Genomic DNA, 25,784 nt, shown 5'->3' on the forward strand with positions numbered 1-25,784 from the left:
TTGTACTTACACACACGGCCACCACCGCGATATACACTGCCCCCAACCCCCTTTCCCTACCCGCCGCCCTTCCGATCTTGGGGCGGGGGGCCTGCGACGGTGTCGCGCCGGCGGGTGCGGCGGCGGCCGTCGAGGTGGCGCGGTAGCCGGCCTGTTCGACGGCGGCGATCAGTTGCGCGGCAGTCAGCGACGCGTTGCCGCTGACGCTCGCGCGTTCGGTGGCGAGATTGACCGAGGCGCGCGACACGCCGGGCACCTGCGCGAGCGCTTTCTCGACGCGGCTGGAGCACGACGCGCAGGTCATGCCGCCGATGTCGAGCTCGATCGGCTGCGGTGCCGTGTTGGCGGCCAGCGAAACCTCGGCCTCGGCGGTGTCTTCCGACGTGGCGCGATAGCCTGCCTGTTCGACGGCGGCGATCAGTTGCGCGGCCGTCAACGATGCGGCGCCGCTGACGCTGGCGCGTTCGGTGGCGAGATTGACCGAGGCGCGCGACACGCCGGGCACCTGTGCTAGCGCCTTCTCGACGCGGCTGGAGCACGACGCGCAGGTCATGCCGCCGATATCGAGCTCGATCGTGGTGCTGGGAGGCGCTGCGGCGGCCGGTGCGGCCTCGGCCGCTTTCTTCGGGCGTGGTTTCGGCATCGGCACGAACGCGACGGCAACCGGTGCGGGTTCGGGCTTCGGCTGTGCGGTGTCGATGACGGGCGCGGCTTCGACCGCCTTGGCCGTATCGACGCGCTTCGCCGGATAGCCTGCGGCGGTGGCGGCATCGAGCAGCGCCTGCACATCGGTTGACGTGCCGGGGGCGAACTCGACGGTGGCTTGCGAAGCGGCCAGATCGACCTTGGCCTCGGCCACGCCCGGCACTGCCGCGAGCGCCTTTTCGACGCGGCGCGCACAGCCGCCGCAGGTCATGCCGCTGACGTCGAGCGTGACGGGCGGCGGGGCGATTTGCGAAGCGGGATAACCGGCTGACGTGGCGGCATCGATCAGCGCCTGCACACCGGTTTCAGCGCCGGGGGCGAACTCGACGGTGGCTTGCGAAGCGGTCAGATCGACCTTGGCCTCGGCCACGCCCGGCACTGCCGCGAGCGCCTTTTCAACGCGGCGCGCACAGCCGCCGCAGGTCATGCCGCTGACGTCGAGCGTGACGGGCGGCGGGGCGATTTGCGAAGCGGGATAACCGGCTGACGTAGCGGCATCGATCAATGCCTGCACACCGGTTTCAGCGCCGGGGGAGAATTCGACGGTGGCTTGCGAAGCGGCCAGATCGACCTTGGCTTGCGCCACGCCCGGCACTGCCGCGAGCGCCTTTTCAACGCGCCGGGCACAGCCGCCGCACGTCATGCCGCCGACATCGAGCGTCACCGCGGGCGCGGCATTCACCGCCGCCGCCGGCGTTGCGGCCACCCGCCCCCGCACCTCGGCCCGATACCCGGCCGCCGTCACCGCCTCGGCCAGCCGCGCCGCCTCGACATCGGGCGACGCGCTGACCGTCGCGGAGCGGGCCGCCAGATCGACATGCGCGGCGTGCACGCCCGGCACGTCGGCCAGGGCCTTTTCGACGCGGCGCGCGCAGCCGCCGCAGGTCATGCCTTCGACGCCCAGCTCGGTGGTGTCGAAGGCGGTGGGATGGGACAGATCGTTCATCGTGAAATCCGGTCGGTTGCGGCCGAAGCCGACAATGACCGAAGTATCAAGCTTCCCACGATGGGAAGGTCAAGCGTTTTATCGACGAACCGGGGCCGCGGCCCGTCAGCCCTTCAGGTCGCCGAGGAACGAGATGTGCAGCGGCTCCGCCAGCAGCGGCTTCACGGCCGCCACGAGCGCCTGGAAATGCGGGGTGCGCTCGTGCTGGGCGATCGCGTCGCGGTCGCGCCAGCGCTCGATGAAGACGATCCGGTCGGCGCGATCGGTATCGCGGTAGGCGACATAGCCGAGGCAGCCGGCTTCCTCGCGGCTCGGGCCGGCGACGCGTTCGGCGGCTTCGGCGAGCGCATCGCCGCTGCCCGGCGTGCCCTGGAGGACGGCGACCACTTGAATTTCGGATGACATCGTGTGAACTCCTGATGAGGGGGGGAATACCGGCAAGCCCGCGGCCACGCCCGGCTCAGCCGAGCAAGGCCTCGAGCCGCAAGCTGTGCGAACGGCCGATCCAGACGGCCGAGTCGCGATGGTCGCGCAGCGCGTCGCCGGTGTTCGGGTGCACGAACACGTCGAGCGCGCCGTGATTGAGCGCCAGCCAGCCGAGCACGGGCGCCAGCTCGGCGCCGTCGAACGCCAGTTGGTACGACCACATCGGATGCGGGCCGACCGGGCGCTCGTGGAAGCGGCCGATCTGCACGCGCTGGCCGAGTTGTTCGCCGATGGTCTCGCGCAAGGCCCAGGCGGCGTCGCGGCTGGCGGCGTCGAAGTAGATATGCGCGTGCCAGCTCGTGATGGCGGTGGGGTCGAGAAGCGTCATGAGCGAATGGGTAAAGGGAAGCGAATGCGCATTGTGCGCGATTTCGCCGATGGCTTCCTTCCGGCGCAACTGGCCTCGCCCGCAGGCTACCGCGCGGCCCCCGCATGTGCTTAATTCATCAATCGGGATCGTTTTCACCGAATTGACGCGATTTTGGGATGCAATGCGCTTCGACCCTGGATAAGGTGTGCATCCACACTGTTTTTGTTGCAGTGCGCGCGGTACGATGCACGCCGTTCGACGCGTCGAATGCAGCCCGCCACACGCTACGAGGAAGCCCCGCGCGTACCGGCTGCCGGTCAACATGCGCAGCCGGAACGGGCTGCGCCGTGCGCCCAAACCTAATGACAATCTCTCGCCAAATTTTTGCCGCCCGGCTCGGCGCCGGCGCGGCTGCCGTGCTCGTGCTGCTGGCCGGGTGCGCCTCGCCGCAGCAGCCTGACGTCGTCGCCCGCAAGACGGGCTGGATGCGCAGCGAAGTCGCCGATTCCTATATTTATGCCTACCCGCTCGTGATGATGGACGTCGCGCGCGAGGCGGCCACGTCCGGCGACGCCGGGGCGACGCCCTACAACACGCTGCGCTACGACGCCGCACCGCCCGCGCCCGGCGCGATCGATCCGCCGTTGCCGGGCGTCGATACGCTCGCCGCGAGCGGCTGGCTCGACGTTGGCGCGGAGCCGGCGATCGTGTCGGTGCCCGATTTGCGCGGCCGCTATCTCGACGTGCGCGTGCTCGACATGTGGATCAACGTGGCGTGGTCCTCGGGCGCCGATGCGGCCGCGCGCGGGCAAACGATTGCCTTCGTCGGCCCCGATTTTCACGGCACGCTGCCCGCCAACGTGCGGCGCGTGGATCTGCCGTCGCAGTACGCCTGGATCGGCGTGCAGGTGCGCACAGGCGGCGGCCGCGATCTGGCCGACGCGCGCCGGCGCCTGCACGCGGTGCGCGTGACGCCGCTGTCGGCCTTTGCGGCGCGGCCGTCGCGCGCAGAAGCGAAGGCGGCGAAGGACGCCGGGCAACGTTCGGAAAAACGCGCCGATACGCCGGCCGACGCCGCCACGGCTGCGACGGCCGCCGATCGCGTGGCCGCGCTCGATGCGAAGGCGTTCTTCTCGCGCTTCGCGGCCGCACTGCACGACAACCCGGCGCCGCAAGCGGATCCGCACGTCGAGCAGGTGCTCGGCGAGATCGGCCTGCAGCCCGGCACGCCGGTGGATTGGAACGGCGAGCGGCTGGAGGCGGCCGCGCGCGGCGTGGACGATGCGCGCGCGCGGCTCATCGCGCCGCCGTCGAACGTGCTGTCGGCCGACGGCTGGCACTGGCTCGGCGCGGACGCCGGCCATTACGGCCAGGATTACGCGCTGCGCGCCTACGCGGCGGCCACCGGCTTCGGCACGGGCACGCGCGACGACGAAACGGTGGCGGTGGTGGCGGCCGACAACGACGGCAACACGCTGAACGGCGCGAACCGCTACGTGCTGCACTTCGGCCCGCGCGATCTGCCGCCGGTGCGCGCGTTCTGGTCGCTGACGCCGTACACGGCCGAGGGCGCGCTGCCCGACGTCGGCAAGGCGCGCCGCGCGATCGGCGGCTACGACCGGCTCCAGCGCAATCGCGACGGTTCGGTCGACATCGTCGTGTCGACCGCGTCGCCGGGCCGCGCGCACGCCGCGAACTGGCTGCCCGCGCCGCGCGCCGATTTCCGGCTCGCGCTGCGGCTGTATGCGCCGAAGCCGGAAGCGACCGACGGCACGTGGCAGCCGCCGGCGGTGATCAAGCGCTGAGGCGAAACACGCCGCCGATGCCGGCGCGCCCGCTCACGGCTTGACGCGATCGAGCGGCACGTTCGGCAGGTGGAGTTCGCGCTCGTGCGAACCGGCTTCGAGCCCGGCCGGCGGGCCGCGGAAGCGGCGGCGTTCGAGACCGAACCAGCCGAGCATCAGCAGCGCGAACAGGCCGACGAAGTAGTAGCGCAGCACGTCGGTCGGCGGCTGCAGCCCCACCCACACGATGAAGATGCCGCCCAGGATCGCCACGACGCCGCACGGCTTCGACCACACGCCGAGCCGGAACGGGCCGTACTTGCGGTTGCGGGCGAACAGCGCCGCGAGAATCGCCATCCCGTAGCAGATCTGATAGAACAGCGCGGTGCCGGCCGTCAGCGCCACGAACGCCGACGAATAGAGCGTGACCGCCACCCCGGCGATCGCGCCGAACCAGATCGACGCGGCCGGCGTGCGGAACCGCAGCGACACGCTCGCGAAGCGCTTCGGCAGGCCGCCGTCGCGCGCGAACGAGTACAGCGCGCGCGAAAAGCCGGTCAGGCAACTGGCGCCGCACATGTAGACCGAAATCGTCAGCGACGCGGCCACGAAATGCTTGAGCCAGGCCGGCGCGATCACCTCGTCGTAGAGCTTCAGGAAGCCGTCCGGGCCCTTGCTCGCGATCTCGGCCGGGTTGTTCATGGCCATTGCGAGGATCACGAACAGCAGCAGGCCGAGGATCACCGAGAACAGCACCGAGTTCTTCATCGCGCGCGGCACGGCGCGCGTGGCGTCGACGGTTTCTTCCGACACGTGCGCCGAGGCGTCGTAGCTCGTGACGAGCCACATCGGCAGCAGCAGCGCGTAGCCGCAGACGAGCAGCGGATTGGTGGTGTGCGGCACCACGTTGCCGCCGGCCGCGCCGGTGTTGTTGACGAAGTCGAACAGGTGCGCGAGGTTTGCCGGATGGATGTTGTAGAGCATGATCCCGCACAGCGCGGTTGCGCCGACGAACGTGATGTACGCGCCGATCTCGACCAGCCGCGACAGCGTGCGCACGCCGATGTGGTTGAACGCCGCCCAGCTCGCCATCAGCGCCGTCACGCCGGCCAGCTGCTGCCAGTAGCCCCATTGCGAGGTGTCGATGCGGAAGATCTCGGTCAGGATCATCTGGTTGAACACGAGGTAGGTGGCCACCGCCGTGCCGCCCATCGAGAACACGTAGGCTAGCAGGTTGATCCACGACGTGGCCCAGCCCCAGCCGCGCCCGCCGAGCACCGACGACCAGTGATACAGCCCGCCCGCGGTCGGGATCGCCGAGCTGATCTCGCCGAGCGACAGCGCGGTGGCCAGCGCGATCACGCCGCCCACCAGCCACATCACGGTCAAGCCGAACATCCCGGCCGTGCCGAGCCCCTGCTGCATGTTCACGCTGACGCCGAAGAACACGCCGATCACCATGAACGACACCGCGAAATTCCCGAACGCCGACATGCGGCGCGACAGCTCCTGCGCATAACCGAAGCGATGCAGCGTTTCCGCGTCTTCACGCAGGATGTCTTCGGTACGGCGCTCGCTCACAAAATCTCCAGACAGCATGGTTGGTTCTCCAGATAGTGTAGTGCCGGGGAAACCGCCGAAAACAATTCGGCGTCGCCCCGGCGGGGGCGCTCTCGTGACGTTTTTTTGTCAGAACCGTTTGCAACGAGCGTGCCAATCGCACGGTGTTTGGGAATGCGAAGCGTTCGGCCGGCGACAATGCCGGACTGGGCGCGGCATTCGGGGCGAATCGGGGCGAACCGGGCCGGAGCCGGCGGTGGCGGGGCGGCCGGGGCGGGCCGCGCGCGCTGCGACGAAGCGGTCTCAGCACTGAGAAATCGCGGCGCAATCTCACTGCGAATCCCGGTGCGCGTCTCAGTGCGGGTGTCTGCGCGCGTGCCGGCGCGCCAGCCGCGTGCGGGTTTTCGCGGGGATGGGCGGCATCGGCATGAAGGTTGCATGACAGGGCGGCATCGCTCAGCCCTCATCACACGTCATGTACACGAATAACCGCGATGTCATCGTCGTCGGGGCCGGCATCGTCGGCCTCGCGATCGCGCACGAACTGGCCCGGCGCGACCTGCGCGTCACCGTCGTCGAGCGCGGCGAGCCGGCCGGCGAATGCTCGTCGGGCAATGCCGGCGCGCTGTCCTATCACTCGTTCGCGCCTCTGGCGCTGCCCGGCGTGCTGTCGGGCGCGCTGAAAATGATGAGCGATCCGAAAGGTCCGCTCTACGTGCCGCCGCTGTATCTGCCGACGGTCGCGCCGTGGCTGCTGCAATTCGTGCGTGCGGCCGAGCCGTCGCGCGTGTACGGGATCGCCGAGGCGCTGGCCTGGTTGCTGCGCGACGCGCCGCGCGATCATTTGCGGCTCGCGCGCGAGGTGGGCTTCGCCGACCGGGTCGGCACCACCGGGCAATTGCATCTCTATCCGTCCGATACGGCGCTGGCGAAGGACGCGTTCGGCTGGGCGCTCAAGGCGCAGCTCGGCCTTCGCCTGCAGAAGCTCGACGGCGCGGCGATCCGCGAACTCGAGCCCGATGTCGCGCCCGGCTACGGCGTGGGCCTGCTGCTGCCCGACGATCACTGGCTGCGCGATCCGATGGCCTACGCGCGGGCGATCGCGGCGGCGGCGCGCGAGCGCGGCGTGACGTTCGAGCGGACCGGCGCCGAGGCGCTCGAATCGCGCGCGCTGGTGTGGCAGGTGCGCACCGGCAACGGCGTGCTGTGCGCGCGGCATGTGGTGGTGGCGGCCGGCGCCTGGTCGAACGCGCTGCTGCGCTCGGTGGGGATCGGCGTGCCGCTCGAAAGCCAGCGCGGCTATCACCTGCATGTGCCCGAATCGGGCACGGCGTTGTCGCGCACCATCGTGCTTGCCGATCGCAAGCTGTTCATCACGCCGATGGAGAGCGGGCTGCGGATCGCGGGGACGGTGGAATTCGGCGGCACGCGGCGCGCGGCGAATGCGCGCCGCGCGAGCCTGCTCGAACATCATGCGCGCGCCGGCCTGCCTGGCCTCGACACGACGCACGGCGCGACGCGCTGGATGGGGCACCGCCCCTGCATGCCCGATTCGCTGCCGGTGCTCGGGCCCGCGCCAGGTCGCGCGAACTTGTGGCTCGCGTTCGGGCACGGCCATCTGGGGTTGACGGGCGCGGCGTCCACGGCGCAGGTGATCGCCGATGGCGTGACCGGCGTCGCGCCGGGCGATCCGATGCTGGCGCGCTTTTCGGCGGCGCGTTTCGGCGCGGCGGCGCGCCCGAGCTGAACGTGGCGGCCGGGGCGCTGCCCGCCCCGGCCGCCACGCGATGCGGAACCGCGCGGACTCTGTCCGCTGCGCGCGTCAACGGCGGGCGGTTCACCGACGAGCCCGGCGCGGTTCATCCGCCGTTCGTCTGCCCGCCCGTGCGCAGCGAACGGCCGCGAGGACGCTCGCCGTCAGCGAACGCGCTGCGGCCTACGCGCCCGCTATCCCGTGCACCGACTCGACGAACGCCGCTTCGACGCCGTCGGCCAGCAGCTCGGCCGTGGCGCACGACAGCGTCCAGCCGAGGTGGCCGTGGCCGGTGTTGTAGAACACGCCGTCGCGCTTGCCGGGGCCGACCTTCGGCAGCATGTTCGGCATCATCGGCCGCAGCCCGGCCCACGGCACCACGCGCGCGGTCGAGCAATCGGGGAAGTAGCGGCGCACCCAGTCCACCAGCGGCGCGACGCGGTCGGCGCGGATGTCCTTGTTGAAGCCGTTGATCTCGGCGGTGCCGGCCACGCGGAAGCGGTCGGGGCCGAGCCGGCTCGTGACGATCTTGGCGGCGTCGTCGAGCAGGCTGACCCACGGCGCGGCCTCGCGGCTGCGTTCGTCGTCGAGATTGACGGTGATCGAATAGCCCTTCACCGGATAGATGTTGACGTGGTCGCCGAACATCGCGGCGAAGCGCCGGCTGTGCACGCCCGCGCACACCACCACGGCGTCGAATGCGTCGTCACGGCGCGCTTGCCCGGCTTCCTGCGCCTGCACGTGGAAGCCGTCCGCCTTGCGCTCGATCGCGGCGATCTCGGTGTCGTAGCGGAACGTCACGCCCTTGCGGCGGCACGCGTCGGCCAGGCCGCGCGTGAACTTGTGGATGTCGCCGGTCGAATCGGACGGCGTGAAGAAGCCGCCATAGAACTCGCCGCGAATCGCCGGCTCGATCTGGCGGATTTCCTGCGGCGTGACCGCGGTGCGGTCGAGGCCGCCTTGCCGCAGCAGCACGTTGACGGCCGAGGCCGCCTCGAAGCCCTTGCGATCGCCGTAGATATGCAGGATGCCGCGCGTTTCGTGATCGAAATCGATGCCTTCCTGCTCGGCGATCGAGAACAGATGCTCGCGCGCCATGATCGCAAGCCGCACGGTTTCGACGGTGTTGCCGCGGTAGTTCGGGATATGGCGCAGGAATTCGCCCATCCACGAATACTTGTGCCAGTTCGGCGTGGGATTCAGCAGCAGCGGGGCGTCCGCCGTCATCATCCATTTCAGGCCCTTGAGGACCGTCGCGGCGCTGTTCCAGACTTCGGCGTTACTGGCCGAGAGTTGGCCGCCGTTGGCGAAGGAGGTCTCCATCGCGGCGTAGCGATTTCGTTCGACCACCGTTACATCGAACCCGCGCCGCGCGAGCGCATAGGCGGTGGTGACGCCGGTGATGCCGGCGCCGATGATTGCAATCCTCGTCATGGGTACACGTCCAGTCAAGCAAATGCCCCATCTGTCCTTGTACCTGAGAGTTTGCTTCGCGCGGCCGGGGCCGTGCGAATCTCCTTCGGTGGGCGCCCGATGCGCCGCTCTCCAGATGTTGACGCGACACGGTCCTTTGGCCTGAGAGTTTCCGGGGCGGTTGCTCCGTCGGCGCCGCCTGGTTCGCAGGCGGTCTCTCCCGTGTCGCGTTGAAATGCTTGCTGTCGCGTCGAGCGCTGGAAGCGCGGCGCGGCTTTGTCAGGACGCGATTTTATCCTGACGGAAGCGGGACAGGTCAAGATCGAAGCGCACCGTGCGTTCGGACACCGCCGTGCTCGCGCCGCGCTGGATGAAATCGGCCAGCCGCTCGCCGAGCATCATCGACGGCGCGTTGGTGTTGCCCGACACGAGCGCCGGCATGATCGACGTGTCGGCCACGCGCAGCCCGTCGAGGCCGTGCACGCGGAACGTCGGATCGACCACCGCCAGCGCGTCGGTGCCCATCCGGCAGGCGCCCGACGGATGCAACGCGCCCTGGCCGGTTTCCTTCACGAAGCGGATCCGCTCCTCCTTCGTGCGCAGGATGCCGCCGGGGCGGTACGGGGCCTTCACGTAGGGGCTCAGCGCCTTCTGTGCGAGGATTTCCTGGCCGATGCGCACGCCTTCCGCAAGCACTTCGGCATCGTAAGGATCGCCAAGGTAATTCGGATCGACGAGCGGCGCCACGCCCGGATCGGCGCTGGCCAGGCGCACCGTGCCGCGCGAGCGCGGGCGCGTCTGGTAGACGTTGAGCGTCAGGCCGTTGCCGCTCGGCGTTTCGTCCGCGCCTTCCTCCACGCCCGCGCCGGGCAGGAAGTGGTATTGCAGGTTCGGCAGCGCATCGTCCTCCGCGCCGTACCAGACGAGGCCGCCCTCGCAGATGTTCGACGCCACCGGGCCGCTGCGGAACAGCGCGTATTGCAGGCCCGCGCTGACCTGGTTGCGCAGCTTCTTGTAGCGGTCGTAGCTGTGTTCGCCGGTCAGGTCGTAGATCAGGAACATGTCCATGTGATCCTGCAGGTTCTCGCCCACGCCCGGCAGGTCGTGCACCACCGGCACGCCGGCGCGGCGCAGATGCTCGGCCGGGCCGATGCCCGACAGCATCAGCAGATGCGGCGAACCGATCGCGCCGGCCGAGACGATCACCTCGCGTTCGGCGCGCACGATGCGGCGCTGGCCGTTCTCGACGTGCTCCACGCCCACCGCGCGGCCGTTCTCGACGACGATGCGCACCACGCGCGAATCGGTCTTGACGGTCAGGTTCTTGCGGTGGCGGGCCGGATACAGGTAGGCCTTCGCGGCGCTGCAGCGTTTGCCGTCGCGCGTGGTCGTCTGATAGAGGCCGCAGCCGGCCTGCTTGCCGGAGTTGAAATCCTCGTTGAAGTTGATGCCGAGTTCCTGGCAGGCGCGCAGCCAGGCCTTGGTCAGATAGTGCGTGTAGCGCTGATCCGACACGCCGAGCGGGCCGCCGGTGCCGTGCGCGTCGTTCGAGAATCGTTCGTTATCCTCGGCTTTGCGGAAGAACGGCAGGACGTCGGCATAGCCCCAGCCGTCGCAGCCCATCGCGGCCCAGCCGTCGTAATCCTCGGGGCAGCCGCGCATGTACACCATCGCGTTGACCGAGCTGCCGCCGCCGAGCACGCGGCCCTGCACCATCTCGGGCGTGACGCCGTTCTGCTGGCGCTGCGGCTGCAGGCGGTAGCGCGTGAGCAGGTTGCCCTTGGCCGTCTTGAAGTAGGTGGCCGGCATGTGAATGTACGGGTTCACGTCGCGCGGGCCCTGCTCGAACAGCATGACGGACACGCTCGAATCCTCGGTCAGGCGACCGGCGGTAGCGCAGCCCGCCGGGCCGCCTCCGACAACGATGTAATCAACCACAAAATCCTCCTGGGAAAACCGCGGCCCGTCTTCGGTGAGACGGGCCGTCGTCGCGCCGGGCAAGGGCACCGGCGAGTTCGCGCCACCGCGTTCCGCTATCTGCATACAAGCTTCGTGCCAGCCCCGCGCGGGCGCCGTAACTGCTTGTTTTTCAAGGATGGTACGCGCTTGCCGCGACAGCGGCCGGCGCGGTGTCTCAAACCTGCGACAACGCCGCGGCGGGGCTGAGACACGGCGCGGCGGCCGCTCAGAACGTGTGCATCAGCGCGACGCGATACACCATCTGGTTGCCGCTGGAGGACAGATCCGCCGAGCCGACGATGTGCGCCGAATCGAGATCGGTGCCGGTGCGGCCGTTGGTGTGCTGCCAGGCGCCCTGCACGTAGACCGACGTGCGTTTGCTGAGCGCGTAGTTCAGCATCAGCGCGAGCGTGTGCCAATTGGGGCTGCCCCCGCCGTTCGCGGCTTCGAGCTTGCCGTGCGTGAACGTGTAGGACGCCGCCGCGAACAGCGCCGGGTTGATGAAGTACTGGCCGTTCACTTCGAGGTTGTCGAACTTCCATGCGCCCCACGCCTGGCTGCCGAGATTCGGCGCATAGCCGTTGGCGGTCGGGCCGTACACGTCGACGTGCGAATAGGCGAGCGCCACGTTCGAGCCGTCGCCGAACGTCCATTTCACGCCCGCGTCGAGGTTCTGCTGATGCGAGGCCGTGAACACGCCGTCGCCGCCCACCGCGCCCGCCGTGGTGGTGTTGCTGCCGTTCTGGCGCATGTAGGCCGCCGCCGCCGAGAACGGGCCGGCCGCGTAGCTCACGCCCGCGCTGTAGGCGCGGTTGGCGGCGAAGTGCGTCGCATTGCTGAAGCCGTACACGCCCTCGAACGTGAAGCCGTTCAGCGTCGGGCTCACGTATTTCACCGAGTTGTCGAAGCGGTAGTCGTAATCGGCGTTGTCGTTGTCGAACGGGTGTGCGGCCAGATCGCCGATCGCGTTGCCGGCCGCCGTGAACGGGCTCCACAGGTCGACCGTCGCGTCGTATTGGCGGCCCATCGTGAACGTGCCGTAGCGGGCCGAGCTCAGGCCCACCCAGGCCTGCCGCCCGAACAGCCGGCCGCCTTCGTTCAATTGCCCGGTGTTCAGGTTGGCGCCGTTCTCGAGGTTGAAGATCGCGCTCAGGCCGCCGCCCAGATCCTCGCTGCCCTTGATGCCGAAACGCGTTTCCGACGTATCGCCGCTGACCATCGCGAAGGCCCGGTGGCCGCCCGCGTTGGTGGTGAAGTTCAGGCCCGTATCGAGCACGCCGTACAGCGTGACGCTGCTCTGTGCCTGCGCGACGCCGGCCGCGCACAGCGTGGCGATGGCGACGGCGGCTGCGGCGGGAGTCAGGATTGTTTTCATTTGCGTGGGTCCCCTCTGGGGTGAGAACGCGCCAGATCGTGCGGAATCCTGATGGATGCGCGCGCATGCATGGCGGGTATGTCGACGGAAAAGACAAGGCCGCGCGGGCGGCGCCAGAGGTTTTGCAGTAATCGTGCCAAACCGACATCGGCATGTAAAAAACCGCTGTCCGTCAGGCGGGGCATGGGTTTCGGCGCGATCGAGGTGGCCCGCGCCGCATCGTGCGCGCGACGCGCGGCGGCCCAGTCGCATCTCAGGGCTGAGATGCGTCTCCCGCCTGAGAGCGGCGGGAGGTGCGGCGCGGTGCGCGGCGACGCGGCTCAGTAGCCGAGCGCAGGATCGACCACGTGGCTCGGCGCGTCGCCGCGCAGGATCGCGCGCACGTTCGCGCCGAAGATCGCGAGCCCGGCCTCAACGTAGCCGGTGGGTGCGTCGCAGGACACGTGCGGCGTGACGACGAAGCCCGGCGCGTCCCAGAGCGGCGCGTCGGCGGGCAGCGGCTCGGCGTCGAATACGTCGGCGATGCAGCCGCACAGCGCGTCGCGCGCCAGGGCAGCGGCGATCGCCGCGTAATCGGCCACCGCGCCGCGCGCCATGTTGACGATACCCGCGCCGGGTTGCATGCGCGCGATCCGTTCGGCCGACAGCAGCCCGCGCGTGTCGGGCGTCAGCGGGCAGGCCAGTACGACGAAATCCGCGTCGGGCAGCACGGCGTCGAACCCGTCGCGGGCCACCACGCGCTCGAAGCCCGGCGTCGCCCGTCCGCTGCGCGACACGCCGGTCACGTGCAGCCCGAGATCGCGGACCGCCTGCGCCACCGCCGCGCCGATGCCGCCGGTGCCCACCACGAGCAGGCGCTTGCCGCGCGCCGGCGCGGTGAAACGAGGCCGCCACGCGTGGCGCGCCTGATCGCCGATGAAGCGCGGCATCGCCGCGTTCAGCATCAGGATCGCCATCAGCGCGTATTCGCGCGCTTTGCCGGCATGAATGCCGCTGCTGTTGGTCAGCACCGCGCCGGGCGGCAGCCAGTCGAGCGGCATGAAGCGCTCCACGCCCGCGTTGATGCAGTGCGCGAGTTCGAGGCGCGGCGCGTGGCGGCGGATCGCATCGGTGTCGAAGCGCGGCGCGACCAGGAAGCGGGCGCTAGCCAGCGCGTCGAGATCGAGCGCGTCGAAGCGCGTGACGGTGATGCGGGCCGCCGCGCCGGCGTCGCCCAAGCAGGCGCGCAGTTGCGCCTCGCCGATGGCGTACTGGCCGACGCCGTAGTTGATTGCGTAGATGCTCACGAAGCCTTCTGTCGTGGAAGACGCCGCCCGCGCGCGGCGGGCGGCGTTGCGCCGGTCAGGTCAGCGCCAGCTCGATCGCCTTGTGGAAGCTGCGGCCCTGCCACAGCAGGCAGTGGCCGTTCGCCTCGTCGGGCATCAGGATCGATTGCACCACGCCCACCAGGATGGTGTGCGAGAAGCCGTCGTGCGCCTTGGCGAGCGTGCAGTCGAGCGCGACGCGCGCATCGGTCAGCAGCGGTGCGCCGGTTTCGCCCATGCGCCAATCGATGCCGGCGAACCGCTCGGCGCCCTTCTTCTCGCCGAACTGGCGCACCACCTGCGCGTGCTCCGAGGCGAGGATGTTCACGGCGAAGAAGCCCTGATGCAAGATCACGTCGTGCGCCGACGCCGACTTGTTGACGCAGACGATCACCGACGGCGGATCCGCCGACAGGCTGCACACGGCCGTGGCGATGAAGCCGAGCGGCACCGTGCTTTCGGCGGTGGTGATGGCGGTGACGGCGCCGGGAAAGCGGGCCATCGCCTCGCGGAATTGCAGATCGATGTTCACGGCGGTCTACCCGTTCAAGTGAGAAACGAACTTCGTGTTCAGATAGGCCTCGACCGCTTCCGGCCCGCCTTCCGAGCCGATGCCGGATTCACGGATGCCGCCGTACGGCGTTTCGGGCAGCGCGAGGCCGAGGTGGTTGATGGTCAGCATGCCGGCTTCGATGCCGCGCGCGAGCGTGGAGGCCGTGGCGCTGTCGCGCGTCCAGGCGTACGAGGCGAGGCCGAACGGCAGGCGGTTCGCTTCGCGCAGTGCGTCCTCGAGATCGTCGAACGGCATCAGCAGCGCGATCGGGCCGAACGGCTCGTCGTTCATCGCGTCCATCTCGGTGGTCACGTCGGCCAGCACCGTCGGCGCGTAGAAGTGGCCGGGGCCGTCGAGGCGCTTGCCGCCGGTCAGCAGACGCGCGCCCTTGGCCACGGCGTCGTCCACCAGGCGTTCGACGCTTTGCAGGCGGCGCTCGTTGATCAGCGGGCCCATCGTGGTGCAGTCGGCCAGGCCGTCGCCCACCTTCAGCGCGGCCGCTTTGCCCGCGAACTTGTCGCAGAACGCGGCGTATACGCGGCGCGCGATCAGGAAGCGCGTGGGCGCCACGCACACCTGCCCGGCGTTGCGGAACTTCGCGCCGGCCAGCAGCGTGGCGGCCGATTCGAGATCGGCGTCCTCGCAGACGATCACGGGCGCATGGCCACCCAGCTCCATCGTCGCGCGCTTCATGTGGCGGCTCGCGAGCGCGGCCAACTGCTTGCCGATCGGCACGCTGCCGGTGAACGACACCTTGCGGATGCCCGGATGCGGGATCGCGTACTCGGAAATTTCAGCGGGGACGCCGAACAGCAGGCCGATCGTGCCGGCCGGCACGCCGGCATCGTGGAAGCACTGGATCAGCGCGGCCGGCGAGGCCGGCGTTTCCTCGGGCGCCTTGACGATGATCGAGCAGCCCGCCGCGAGCGCGGGCGCGACCTTGCGCATGATCTGCGCGACCGGGAAATTCCACGGCGTGAAGCCGATGGCCGGGCCGACCGGCTCCTTGAGCGCCGTCTGCATGACGTTCGGCTGGCGCCCCGGAATCACGCGGCCATACACGCGGCGCGCTTCGTCCGCGAACCAGTCGAGCAGGTCGGCCACCGAGTTCACTTCCATGCGCGCTTCCGCGAGCGGCTTGCCTTCTTCCGTGGTGAGCAGCGTGGCGATCGCGTCGGCGCGTTCGCGGACCAGCGATGCCGCGTTGCGCATCGTCTTGGCGCGCTCGAACGCCGAGATGCCGCGCCATGCGACGAAGCCCTTCTGCGCGGCCTGGATCGCCAGTTCGACGTCCTGCGTTTCGGCGCGCGCCACGGCGCCGATGCGCGCGCCCGTGGCGGGGTTGGTCACGTCGAGCGTCTGGCCGCCCGCGCCCGGACGCCATTCGCCGTCGATGAAGAGATTGACATCGTGATAGGCCATGCGAGATCACCTTTGCTTGATTGATGGAGCGCAGACGCGATCGCCTGCTTGCCGGTCAAAAAGGCAAAGGCCGTGCCATTCGAAATAGTTCTTGAAAATCAGGTGCTTGATGAGGGCAGGGGCGGGTGTGTCTCACGCGTGCGACGGCGCGTGTCGCGCGCGTGATACCGCGCGGATGCGGTGAACGGCGCATGCGCGGCGCGCTGCGCGGATACGCGCGGATTGCATCGCAGTGCGAAGCGAGTGCATGGCGAGCGCATCGCGGCGGCGTTCAAGGTTTACCCGGCTATGAGGGCCAGCGTGCGCGCCTCACTATATGACATGGGTCAATTTTCGGGCGTAATCCTGCACCACGCGAGTGCAGTCCTTCCCTCGCGCTCGAATCATTCCGGCATAAATTCACTTTGAAATCAGATGGTTATCGTTGAGATGCCATTGGGCTCGGATATTGCAGTGGCTTTTGCATGAATGCCGGTTACGGCCTTGTGCGGTGGAGTGTGGGTTATGAGCATCGACGATCATCTGGAAAACATCATGTCCGCGCTGACGGCGGAATCCGAAGGCGCGGCGCCGGCGATGGGCTCGGGCACCGCGCCGGACTGGACGCCGTATTCGTCGTGGCGCCGGTGCATGGACAAGTACCGCATCCAGCCCGACGCCAAGCTGTCCGTGCCGGTGCTGACCGCGTCGGAACTGACCGAGGCGCGCAGCGCGTTCGGCGACGACGACCTCACGCTCGTGATGCCGGAGCTGCAGCGCCTGCTGTCGATCATCGGGCCGGTGGGCTACAACGCCACGCTCGCCGACAGCCGCGGCGTGATTCTCGTCGAGATCGCGCCGGACGATCCCGCCTACCACTGCATCAGCGACAAGGAAGGCACCTACTGGCACGAGGAATACGGCGGCACCAACGGCATCGGCTCGACGCTGATCGAGCAGCGCGCCACCTCGGTGTTCAAGCAGGATCATTATTTCTCCGAACTGATTGCCCAGTCGTGCGTGGCGGCGCCGCTGCGCAACATCGACGGGCACATCAAGGGTGTCATCAACCTCGCCACCTGCAACAGCGACATCACCGAATCGGCGCATCGCGTGATCTATCAGCTCGCGCTCGACAGCGCGGTGAAGCTGGAAGCGAAGCTGTTCCGCGCGCAGTTCGCCGACGACGCCGTGCTGCAGTTTCATCGACGCACCGGCCCGGCCGTGATGCTGGCGATCGGCGACGATTTCCAGGTGACCGGCGCGACGCGTTCGGCACGCGATCTGTTCGGCTTCGCCGATCTCGGCGCCGCGTATCCGAACCTGTGGAGCGTGTTCGACCGCAGCGACGAAGCTGCGCTGATGAATTCGGGCGATCTGCGCGCGATCGGCTTGCGGCTGCTGTCCACCGGCCGCTTGCACAAGGTGTCGGTGTGGCCCGGCGCGCGGCAGCGGCTGCGCACCCAGGCCGTGGCGCTCGAATCGGTGCGCGGCGAGCGCGGCGCGCTGCGCGCCGGCCGTTCGCAGACGGTGACGATCGCCGAATGCGCCGGCGCGGATCGCCGCATGCAGGCCAACGTGACGATCCTGAACAAGCTCAAGGACAGCGGCATTCCGATGCTGCTGCTCGGCGAGACGGGCACCGGCAAGGACACGCTCGCGAAGGCGATCCATCAGGACAGCGGCCGTGCGAACGGGCCGTTCGTGGCGTTCAATTGCGCGGCCGTGCCCGAATCGCTGATCGACAGCGAATTGTTCGGGTATGCGAAGGGGGCGTTTACCGGCGCGAATCGCGAGGGCAATCAGGGCCGCTTCGTCGAAGCGCACGGCGGCACGATCTTTCTCGATGAAATCGGCGACATGCCGCTGCCGTTGCAGACGCGCCTGCTGCGCGTGCTCGAATCGGGCGAGGTCACGCCGCTCGGCTCGGGGCGGCCGCGCCAGGTCGATCTGCAGGTGATCGCGGCGACCCACCAGAACCTGCGCGACAAGGTGGCCGCGGGGCTGTTCCGCGAGGATCTGTATTACCGGCTCGCGGGCGTGGTGATCGACGTGCCGTCGCTGCGCGATCGCGACGACGTGGCCGGCATCGCGCAGGCGTTGCTGGCCCGGCTGTCGGAGGGCAAGGCAATCAAGTTCGACGACGGCGCGATGGCCGCGATCCTCGCGCACCGCTGGCCCGGCAACATCCGCGAGTTGCGGTTCGTGCTGCAGCGGGCGATCAAGCTGAGCGAGGGCGGGGTGGTGAGCGCGGCGGATCTGCTGCTCGCGCCGCCGCTGGCCGGTTCGCCGCGGCCGGCGCTGGCACCCTTGGCCACGCCGCCGATGGCAACGCCGGCCAGCGTCGTGGCGCCGCCCGCCGCGACGGCCGCCGACGCGGCGGCCGATCCCGCCAGCGACGATCACACCGTGCGTTCGGCGCTGGCCTCGGCCGAGCGCGCGGCCATCATCAAGGCGCTGACGCGGCATGCGAACAACATCGACGCGGCGGCGCAATCGCTGAGCATGAGCCGCGCGACGATCTACCGGAAGCTCAAGCGCTACGACATTCGGATGTAGGGGGGCCGCGCGGGATGGAAGCGCACTATGATCCTGCGCATACCCCGTCCATCCCCAGCCCCGAACCTTGACCCGCGCCCTCTTCCTCTGCAGCCGCAATCGGCTGCGCAGCCCCACCGCCGAAGCCGTATTTGCCTCATGGCCCGGCGTCGAGACCGATTCGGCCGGCCTCGCGCCCGACGCCGATACGCCGCTGTCGCCCGAGCATCTCGCCTGGGCCGAGATCGTGTTCGTGATGGAGCGCGCGCACAAGGCGAAGCTGTCGAAGGCGTTCGCGGCGCATATGCGCGGCAAGCGCGTGGTCTGCCTCGATATTCCGGACAACTACGCCTTCATGCAGCCCGAGCTGATCGCGCTGCTGGAGCGCAAGGCCGGGCCGTTGCTGCGGCGGTGATCGCAAGGGCGGCGATGGCCGCGCGTCACGCGCGCTTGTCCGCCGCCGCCATGCTCGCGAGCATCCACGCCTTCAGCGCCGCCGCGCTCGGCGGCAGCGCCTCCGCGTGCGGGTGCACCAGGTAATAGCCGTTCGACAACGGCAGCGCGGCGTCGAACGGCTCGACCAGCGTGCCCGCCGCCAACTCCGCCTCCACCAGCACCGGGCTCGTCAGCACCACGCCCTGTGCGCGCACGGCCGCCTCGATCGCCATCAGCGATTGATCGAATCGGATGCCGGCGATGGCGTCGATGCGGGCCTCGTCGAGCGCGCCGAAGCGCGCCAGCCACGCGTGCCAGTGCGGATGCAGCGTGTTGTGCAGCAACGAGGCCGCAACCAGATCGGCGGGGCGTTTCAGCTTCATGCGCTTCGCGTAGGCGGGGTTGCAATAGGCGTGCGCAGCATCGGCACACAGCCGCTCTACCGCCAGATTCGCGTCGACGCCGTCGAAATGCCGCACGGCCAGATCGACGCCGTCGAGCTCGAAATCGACCATCGCGACCGAGGTGGACAAGCTCAGCGCGATGCCCGGATGCGCCTGCAGCAGATCGGCCATGCGCGGCGCGAACCATTTGGCGGCGAAGCTCGGCGGCATGGAGATCCGCAGGCTGTGGTTGCGGCGCTCGCGTACGCGCCGGCTCGCCTGCACGATCTCCGCGAGCGCGGGCTGGATGCGCGCGAAATAGGCGCGCCCTTCGGCCGTGGGCGTGACCTGCCGGATCTGCCGCACGAACAGCGCGACGCCGAGCCATTCCTCGAGCTTCTGGATCTGCTGGCCGACGGCGCCGGGGGTCACGCTCAGTTCCTGTGCAGCAAGAGTAAAACTGCCCAAACGCATCGCGGCTTCCATGGCCACCAAGGCTTTCATCGGCGGAACGGGTTTCATGGTGAAGTTTTTCTATGTCATGACGGAATTTATATGGTTTGTACCGCAACCGCGCAGTCCCGACAATCCGGAGCACGACAATCCATCGAAGCTGCCGTCATGAACCCCGCTTACCCCGCCTTCGTCGCGCTCGGCCTCATCTGGGGCACCAACTTCCTGTTCATGAAGTGGGCGAGCGTGGACATTTCCACCACGCAGATCGTGTTCCTCCGCACGCTGTTCGGATTCCTGCCGATCCTGATCGCGGCGCTGATTCGGGGCGACCTGAAATGGCGGCACCTGCGCCACGCGCATCACTTCCTCGTGATGTCGCTGCTGGCCACGGTGATCTACTACTACGCGTTCGCGAAAGGCGCGGCGCTGCTGCCGTCGAGCGTGGCCGGCATGTTGAGCGGGGCGATCCCGGTGTTCGCGTTCATCACCGCGTGGGCGCTGTTGCGGCAGGAACGGCCCACCGCGCGGATGATGGCCGGCATCGCCTGCGGCTTCGCGGGAGTCCTGATGATCGCGCAGCCGTGGCGGGCGCACGGCGCCGGCGTGAATCTGGCGGGCGTGGCGTACATGGTGGGCGGTTCGTTCAGCGTGGGTTGCTCGTTCGTGTATGCGCGCCGGTATCTGTCGGGCCTCGCGCTGTCGCCGCTCGCGCTGTCGACCTGGCAGATCGGCTTCGCGCTGGCGGTGCTGTGCGGCGTGACCGATTTCCACGGCATGACGGCCGTGACGCACGACACGCGCGCCGCGCTCGGGCTGGTGCTGGGTCTCGGGCTGACCGGCACGGGCGTGGCCTATATCCTGTACTACTTCATTGTCGGGCGGCTCGGCGCGGTGGCTGCGTCGGGCGTGACCTACATCCCGCCGGTGGTGGCGCTGGCGCTGGGCGTGTCGGTTGGGCACGAGGCGGCGCAGGCGCTCGATCTGGCCGCGATGGCCGCGATCTTCGCGGGCGTGTATCTGCTTCAGCGCGGCAAGCCGCGTGCGACGGCGTCTCAACCGGGCCGCGCGGCGCCGTCTCACCGGTGAGACAGGCACGCTGCCCGGCGTGAGAATGCCATTGAAATCAGTGGTTTGGCGGATTGGCACGCCAGTTGCGGAAAGACGGGGCGCTCAACCGGGCCGCCGATCGGCGGTGCGGAGCCGGCGCTTCGCCGGGTGCGGCGGCAAGCCTGCCGCGCGTGCCCGCCTTCCGACCGACGATTCGCGACATACCATGCTGCAACCCTGGATTCCGGGCCGTGCCCGCCCCGCGCCTTCGCCGCCGCTCAACGAGACGGCGCGCGTCGACATCTCCGTGCGCAATTTCCTGTGCCTGAGCGTGCTCGAAACGAGCCGCGCCTCGGCCTTTCATCTCGGCACCATCGTGCGCGCGGCGTTCGTGCTGGCCTATCTGCATCGGCTCGGCTACGCGACGCTGACGGCCAAGGAATTCCGCCGCGCCGAACGCGGCTTCGGCCGCGCGGCGGCGCGCTTGACCGGCGTCGCGCCGGGCGCGCTCGACAGCGACGAACTGCAATCGGCGCGCCGCGTGGTGCGGGCGTTCGATCTGACGCTGGCCAGCGTGCCGGTGTCGGTGCTCGCGACGGCGCATCGCCATGCGCAGGCGAATTTCGACGTGTCGCTGGCGCAGCGCATGAGCATGACGCGGCTGGTGGAAGATGGGGGATGGGCGCCCGCCTGAGCGGCGCGATGCGGGTTCGGCCCGGCGCGGGCCGGAAAGCGCCGTAGGCGGCTTGCCGCTTGCACTGGCGTGGGCGACGCTTGCCACGTCGCGGCAAAGCCGCCAAGAGGCCGGGAAAGATGGCCAATAAGCCGCCCGCGCCGCACCAAGCAAAACGGAGCCGGTGGTTGCCCACCGGCTCCGTTTTTTACGGGGAACAGCCCGCGCATCGCGCGCGCCGCTTCCGGCCGTGCAGGCTCAAGCCGCGACCTTCTTCCCCCGCGCTTCCGTCTCGCGATACGGCTTCGCCGCGCGATTTGCGCGCATCTGGTTCGCCACCTCCACCGCATCGCCTTCCGGCGCGTTCGAACGGCGGTGCGGCTTGGCTATCACGAGATACAGCGCACCCGTCGCCAGCACCACCAGCATGCCGACCAGCGCGATCCAGCGATCGACCAGCGACAGGCTCATGTCGTTCGACGGCGTGGCCAGCACGATGCAGGCGAACACGCCGTAGCCGAGCGCGCCGAGGTTGACGAGCCAGCCCCAGCCGCCGAGCGAGAACGAACCGGCCGGCTTCCAGCCCTTGAAGCGGGCGCGCAGCGCGGCCAGCACGACCATCTGGAACGCGATGTAGCCCGCGAGCATCTGCATGCCGGCCACGCGGTACAACGAGCCGGGCACGCAGTACACGAAGATCACGAGCAGCCCCGACAGCGTGTTGACGGCGATGTTGGCCCACACCGGCGCGTGCCATTTCTTCGTCAGCCGCGCGAAGATCGCCGAGCCCGGAAACATGTTGTCGCGCGCGAACGAGTAGACGAGCCGGCTGGCCGACGCCTGCTGCCCCATCACGCAGGCGAGGAACGAGGTCAGCGCGATCACGAGGAAGATCTTGGTGCCCCAGAAGCCGATCGCGTTGTTGAGCATCTCGGGAATCGGGTCCGTCACCTTGCCCGCCACGATGTCCTGCAGGTTCGGCGCGGCCAGCACGTAGCCGGCGAACGAGAACACCGCCGACACGCAGCCGATCACCACCGTCAGCATCATCGCGCGCGGGATCTGCCGGCCGGGGTTCGGCACTTCCTCGGCCACCTCGCCGCAGGCTTCGAAGCCGTACACCATGAACAGGCCCACCAGCGCCGCGCCGATGAAGGCCGGCATGTAGTTGCCGTGGATCGCCGTGCCCATCGTGTCGAGGAACACCGCCGGCGAGTTCCTGCGCTCGAAGATCAGCAGATACAGGCCCACCGCGACCACGCCCACCAGCTCGGCGGCGAGGCCGGCGCTGGCGATGCGCGACAGCGTCTTGGTGCCGGTGAGGTTCAGGATCATGCCGACGAACAGCATGGTGCCGGCCACGATCGCCGTCATGCCCGGCGTGATCGGCACCACCGGTTGCGCGCGCGTGCCGACGAACAGGTTGGCGACGAAGCTCGAACCGAACATCGCGGTGGTTGCAATCGCAACGATCACGCACGACAGATAGATCCACGACAGCAGCCATGCATACTGGCCGTTCCAGAGCCGGCGCGCCCACTGATACAGCCCGCCCGCGATCGGATACTGCGCCACCACTTCGCCGAAGATCAGCGCCACCAGCATCTGGCCGCAGCCGACGATCAGGATCCAGAAGATCGACGGCGGCCCCGCGGTGGCGAGGCCCTGCGCGAACATCGCCACCACGCTGACGAGCGGCGACAGATACAGGAAGCCAAGCGCCAGATTGGCCCAAAGCGACATGCTGCGGTCGAAATTCTGTTCGTAGCCGAGCGCCTTCAAATGTTCGGCGTCCGAGTGTTCTCGTGTGTTCGACACTGTTTTCTCCTCCTGACATGCGCGTCGCGGTACCGATTGGCGGGTACGCCCGCGACGCGTGAGATTCGTACCACCTGCCGGATCGCATGAACCGGCAGCACGCTGGGATGCTGCGTTGAATTGCTTTGGAAAACGAAGGAACCGCGGATGCCTCGCTTTCATCGGTACGGGTCGTGTGCATCGAGGAGACACGTTGCCTTGATCGCGCGACGCGGGCCGACGGGGCTTTTCTGCAAGCTCCATGCCATCTGCGTGCGCCGCGGCTATCCCATTGATTGGCAAGCATCCTGCCACATTGGCGAGTGCGCGCGGCGCGGCCAATCTCACCGCTGCGAACGATCCGATTGCACGGCTGCGACTGGGTGTCTCGGCGTTGCGAGACGTGAGACGGGCGCGGCGCGATTGCAGGCCGCCGGGGCGCGCAAAAAGAAAAAGCCGCGCGGGCGGAGGACACGCCACGCGCGGCTGGAGGAGAGAACGCCGGCCACGCCCGTCTGCGGATACGTGCGGGGCCGGCCACGAATCGGCTCGCGCCGGCAGGCGGCGCGATGCCGGGTTACGGGTTACGCGGTGGTCGTCGAGATTTCCGCGCAATACGCGCGCAGCTTCGGCATCACTTCGGTGGCCAGCAGGCGCATCGACGACTTGTGCAGCTCCGGCTGGTCCCAATCCTTCTGCGTGGCCAGCAGCGTGCCGAACGGGCCGCCGACGTAGTCGACGAACGCCACCAGCTTGTCGAGCACCGTCTTCGGCGAGCCGGACATCACCATCCAGTCGAGGCAGGCCTTCGGCGTCACGTCCGCGTCGGGGATCGACGCGTCCGGCTTCAGGATGCCGAGCATGTTGAACACGGCCATGTCCTGGATGATGTAGTCGTAGTACCAGGAGTAGCTGTTCGGGCCGGCCAGGTAATCCTCGGCCTGCTGGTCCGTCTCGGTCACGAGGATCGAGCGCGCGACGCGCCATTGCGAGCGGTCCTGCGGCTTGCCGGCCAGCTCGCAGCCGATCGCGTATTGCTCCCAGTGCGATTTCGCGAACGCGGGCGGAATGAAGTTCGCCGAGACGATGCCCCAGCCCTTCATGGCCGCATGTTTCGCGCTGCTCGAATTCGGGCTCATGGTGGAGATCGCCAGCGGCGGATGCGGCTGCTGATACGGCTTGAGCATCGGGCCGAAGCCGATGGCGGGGATGTGGTTCTTCTCGATCACCACGTCCCAGTACTTGCCCTTGATGTTGTACGGCGCATCCGAGCCCCAGATCTTGTGGATGATCTCGACCGAATCGGTGACCATCTCGGCGCGGTTCTTCTCGCCCGTGCCGAACAGTTCCATGTCCGACACCAGGCCGCCGGGGCCGACGCCCATGATGAAGCGGCCTTCGCTGAGGTGGTCGAACTGCGCGACGTCGCCGGCGACGGTGGCCGGGTGATGCTGCGGCAGGTTGATCACGCCGGTGGCGAACTTGATGTCCTTGGTGGCGTGCACGAGCGATGCGAAGAACTGCAGCGGGTTGGCGATCGGCTCGGCGCTGCACGAGTAGTGTTCGCCCACCCACGCCTCCGCATAGCCGAGCTTGTCGGCCATGATGATCGCCTCGCGATCCTGCTTGAGCACTTCCGTGTAGTTCCGCTTCGGGTCGTGAAGCGGCATCATGAAAAGTCCGAGTTTCATATCTGTCTCTACTCCGATGTGTTGAGTGCAGGCTGTTCCGCACTACGCCTCTCTTCTGCAAGCTCCATGCCATCCGCGCGCATCGTTCCGGACGCCTGACGGATCGGCCGCGCCATCGGCCCGCGCGCTTCCCGTTCTTCCTCGTTCGTCCACCGCCTCGCCGCACGTACCGGCTGTCTCGCGCAGCGCTGAGACAGTGCGACGCCGTTCGTCTCAGCGGTGAGACACGGCGTGCGACCGCGCCTGCGGGCAAGGCGATGCCTCGTTGGCATGCCCTTTGCGTTGACATGACCGTGACACAGGAAACGTTGGGCCGGCTGGCCGCTGACATGCAAGGTTTGGGAGTTCGAAATGTTTGAACACGCTGCGCTTTCCTCGCCGGAGGAAATCATTCGCGATGTGCGCGACGGCAAGATGGTGATTCTTGTCGACGACGAAGACCGCGAGAACGAGGGCGACTTGGTGGTGGCCGCCGAAGCGGTGACGCCGGAGATCGTCAACTTCATGGCGCGCGAAGCGTGCGGGCTGATCTGCCTGACGCTGACGCGCGAATACTGCCTGCGCCTGGGCCTGCGCCCGATGGTGGACGACAACCGCGCGTCGCACGCGACGGCGTTCACCGTGTCGATCGAGGCCGCGCACGGCGTGACCACCGGCATTTCCGCCTACGACCGCGCCGTCACGGTGAAGGCAGCGGTGGCCGCCAACGCGATGCCGGCCGACATCGTCAGCCCCGGCCACATCTTTCCGCTCTGCGCGAAGGACGGCGGCGTGCTCGCGCGCACCGGCCACACCGAGGCCGGCTCCGATCTCGCGCGGCTGGCCGGCTTCGCGCCCGCCTCGGTGATCTGCGAGGTGATGAACCCCGACGGCACGATGGCGCGGCTGCCGCAGTTGCGCGAGTTCGGCGCGCGCCACGGCATTCGGGTGGGCACCATCGCGAGCCTGGTGGCCTGGCGCAAGCGGCACGACCCGCAGGTATGGGAAAGCGCGCGCAGCCTCGTCATGAGCGATTTCGGCGTGTTCGAGAAGCTGTGCTTCAGCGATGGCGCCGACGCCGCGCCCTACACCGTGCTGATTCGCGGCACGCAGCGCGATGCCGCCGCGTTCCCGGTGGGCATCGTGCGGCTGGCGGCCGGCAGCCCCGACGCGGGCGCGCTGCTGACCGACCCGCAGGGCGAACTGGCCGCGCTGCTGGCCGCCACCAGCGCCGAG

The 25,784-nt window shown here is 68.7% G+C and carries 21 protein-coding genes and 1 riboswitch; of the genes, 8 read left to right on the forward strand and 13 right to left on the reverse strand.

The features are described 5' to 3' along the window. The 3 genes from G3N92_RS14225 to G3N92_RS14240 all read right to left on the reverse strand — a co-directional run. Positions 1 to 1,651, reverse strand: a 1,651-nt coding sequence (locus tag G3N92_RS14225; RefSeq protein ID WP_241014784.1) for a copper ion binding protein, incomplete at its 3' end; no start/stop codon positions are given. 105 nt (positions 1,652 to 1,756) lie between these two features. Then, complete coding sequence (locus G3N92_RS14235; RefSeq protein WP_206128169.1) at positions 1,757 to 2,056, reverse strand: putative quinol monooxygenase; 300 nt, start codon at positions 2,054 to 2,056, stop codon at positions 1,757 to 1,759. 55 nt (positions 2,057 to 2,111) lie between these two features. Beyond that, entirely contained in the window at positions 2,112 to 2,465 is a 354-nt protein-coding gene (locus tag G3N92_RS14240; protein ID WP_206128170.1) for a DOPA 4,5-dioxygenase family protein, read from the reverse strand. Between the two features lie 344 nt (positions 2,466 to 2,809). Here G3N92_RS14240 and G3N92_RS14245 point away from each other — a divergent pair, with 344 nt between their 5' ends. Next, a complete protein-coding gene (locus G3N92_RS14245; protein ID WP_206128171.1) occupies positions 2,810 to 4,252 on the forward strand; it encodes a DUF1214 domain-containing protein in 1,443 nt (480 codons plus the stop codon). A gap of 33 nt (positions 4,253 to 4,285) precedes the next feature. Here G3N92_RS14245 and G3N92_RS14250 read toward each other — a convergent pair whose 3' ends face one another. Continuing rightward, a complete protein-coding gene (locus tag G3N92_RS14250; protein WP_206128172.1) occupies positions 4,286 to 5,812 on the reverse strand; it encodes an amino acid permease in 1,527 nt (508 codons plus the stop codon). Positions 5,813 to 6,266: 454 nt separating this feature from the next. Here G3N92_RS14250 and G3N92_RS14255 point away from each other — a divergent pair, with 454 nt between their 5' ends. Then, entirely contained in the window at positions 6,267 to 7,538 is a 1,272-nt protein-coding gene (locus G3N92_RS14255) for an FAD-dependent oxidoreductase (protein WP_206128173.1), read from the forward strand. A 189-nt stretch (positions 7,539 to 7,727) separates the two neighbouring features. Here G3N92_RS14255 and G3N92_RS14260 read toward each other — a convergent pair whose 3' ends face one another. The 6 genes from G3N92_RS14260 to G3N92_RS14285 form a co-directional block, all read right to left on the reverse strand. Further along, positions 7,728 to 8,978, reverse strand: a complete 1,251-nt coding sequence (locus tag G3N92_RS14260) for a D-amino acid dehydrogenase (protein ID WP_206128174.1) — start codon at positions 8,976 to 8,978, stop codon at positions 7,728 to 7,730. A gap of 119 nt (positions 8,979 to 9,097) precedes the next feature. Further along, a riboswitch (glycine riboswitch) is annotated at positions 9,098 to 9,190 on the reverse strand. A gap of 46 nt (positions 9,191 to 9,236) precedes the next feature. Next, positions 9,237 to 10,895 carry a GMC family oxidoreductase N-terminal domain-containing protein gene (locus G3N92_RS14265; protein ID WP_206128175.1) on the reverse strand — a complete coding sequence of 553 codons (1,659 nt, stop codon included), beginning with the start codon at positions 10,893 to 10,895 and terminating at the stop codon, positions 9,237 to 9,239. A gap of 247 nt (positions 10,896 to 11,142) precedes the next feature. Further along, positions 11,143 to 12,291: a porin gene (locus tag G3N92_RS14270; RefSeq protein WP_206128176.1), complete on the reverse strand. Its 1,149-nt coding sequence runs from the start codon at positions 12,289 to 12,291 to the stop codon at positions 11,143 to 11,145. Between the two features lie 320 nt (positions 12,292 to 12,611). Continuing rightward, positions 12,612 to 13,577, reverse strand: coding sequence for a D-2-hydroxyacid dehydrogenase (locus tag G3N92_RS35495; RefSeq protein ID WP_206128177.1), 966 nt, complete (start codon positions 13,575 to 13,577; stop codon positions 12,612 to 12,614). 55 nt (positions 13,578 to 13,632) lie between these two features. Beyond that, the gene (locus G3N92_RS14280) at positions 13,633 to 14,127 is read right to left on the reverse strand and encodes a flavin reductase family protein (protein ID WP_339385916.1); all 495 of its coding nucleotides are present in this window, start codon (positions 14,125 to 14,127) and stop codon (positions 13,633 to 13,635) included. 6 nt (positions 14,128 to 14,133) lie between these two features. Continuing rightward, a complete protein-coding gene (locus G3N92_RS14285; RefSeq protein ID WP_206128178.1) occupies positions 14,134 to 15,570 on the reverse strand; it encodes an NAD-dependent succinate-semialdehyde dehydrogenase in 1,437 nt (478 codons plus the stop codon). A 504-nt stretch (positions 15,571 to 16,074) separates the two neighbouring features. On the opposite strand from G3N92_RS14285, the gene G3N92_RS14290 reads away from it, so the two are divergent. Then, positions 16,075 to 18,108: a sigma-54-dependent Fis family transcriptional regulator gene (locus G3N92_RS14290; protein ID WP_206128179.1), complete on the forward strand. Its 2,034-nt coding sequence runs from the start codon at positions 16,075 to 16,077 to the stop codon at positions 18,106 to 18,108. A 67-nt stretch (positions 18,109 to 18,175) separates the two neighbouring features. Continuing rightward, entirely contained in the window at positions 18,176 to 18,502 is a 327-nt protein-coding gene (locus G3N92_RS14295) for a low molecular weight protein tyrosine phosphatase family protein (protein ID WP_206128180.1), read from the forward strand. Positions 18,503 to 18,527: 25 nt separating this feature from the next. Here the strand turns inward: G3N92_RS14295 and G3N92_RS14300 are convergent, their stop codons facing one another. After that, the gene (locus tag G3N92_RS14300; RefSeq protein WP_206128181.1) at positions 18,528 to 19,427 is read right to left on the reverse strand and encodes a LysR substrate-binding domain-containing protein; all 900 of its coding nucleotides are present in this window, start codon (positions 19,425 to 19,427) and stop codon (positions 18,528 to 18,530) included. On the opposite strand from G3N92_RS14300, the gene G3N92_RS14305 reads away from it, so the two are divergent. The 3 genes from G3N92_RS14305 to G3N92_RS14315 all read left to right on the forward strand — a co-directional run bounded on the left by G3N92_RS14305 (position 19,390) and on the right by G3N92_RS14315 (position 21,102). Beyond that, positions 19,390 to 19,530, forward strand: coding sequence for a hypothetical protein (locus G3N92_RS14305; protein WP_206128189.1), 141 nt, complete (start codon positions 19,390 to 19,392; stop codon positions 19,528 to 19,530). The two genes, G3N92_RS14300 and G3N92_RS14305, sit on opposite strands and share 38 nt — an antisense overlap. Further along, the gene (locus G3N92_RS14310; protein ID WP_206128182.1) at positions 19,527 to 20,447 is read left to right on the forward strand and encodes a DMT family transporter; all 921 of its coding nucleotides are present in this window, start codon (positions 19,527 to 19,529) and stop codon (positions 20,445 to 20,447) included. The genes G3N92_RS14305 and G3N92_RS14310 overlap by 4 nt, the downstream gene beginning before the upstream one ends. 187 nt (positions 20,448 to 20,634) lie before the next feature. After that, positions 20,635 to 21,102 carry a hypothetical protein gene (locus tag G3N92_RS14315; protein ID WP_206128183.1) on the forward strand — a complete coding sequence of 156 codons (468 nt, stop codon included), beginning with the start codon at positions 20,635 to 20,637 and terminating at the stop codon, positions 21,100 to 21,102. 237 nt (positions 21,103 to 21,339) lie between these two features. Here G3N92_RS14315 and G3N92_RS14320 read toward each other — a convergent pair whose 3' ends face one another. Together G3N92_RS14320 and G3N92_RS14325 are read right to left on the reverse strand one after the other, a co-directional pair. Further along, on the reverse strand, positions 21,340 to 22,899 hold the full coding sequence (locus tag G3N92_RS14320) for an amino acid permease (protein WP_206128184.1): 1,560 nt from the start codon (positions 22,897 to 22,899) through the stop codon (positions 21,340 to 21,342). 563 nt (positions 22,900 to 23,462) lie between these two features. Continuing rightward, positions 23,463 to 24,569: an LLM class flavin-dependent oxidoreductase gene (locus G3N92_RS14325; RefSeq protein WP_206128185.1), complete on the reverse strand. Its 1,107-nt coding sequence runs from the start codon at positions 24,567 to 24,569 to the stop codon at positions 23,463 to 23,465. Between the two features lie 351 nt (positions 24,570 to 24,920). On the opposite strand from G3N92_RS14325, the gene ribB reads away from it, so the two are divergent. Continuing rightward, positions 24,921 to 25,784: 3,4-dihydroxy-2-butanone-4-phosphate synthase (gene ribB / locus G3N92_RS14330; protein ID WP_206128186.1), on the forward strand; the 864-nt coding region annotated here is incomplete at its 3' end.

It is taken from the genome of Burkholderia sp. Ac-20379 (genome assembly GCF_017104645.1).
Taxonomy (GTDB): Bacteria; Pseudomonadota; Gammaproteobacteria; order Burkholderiales; family Burkholderiaceae; genus Burkholderia.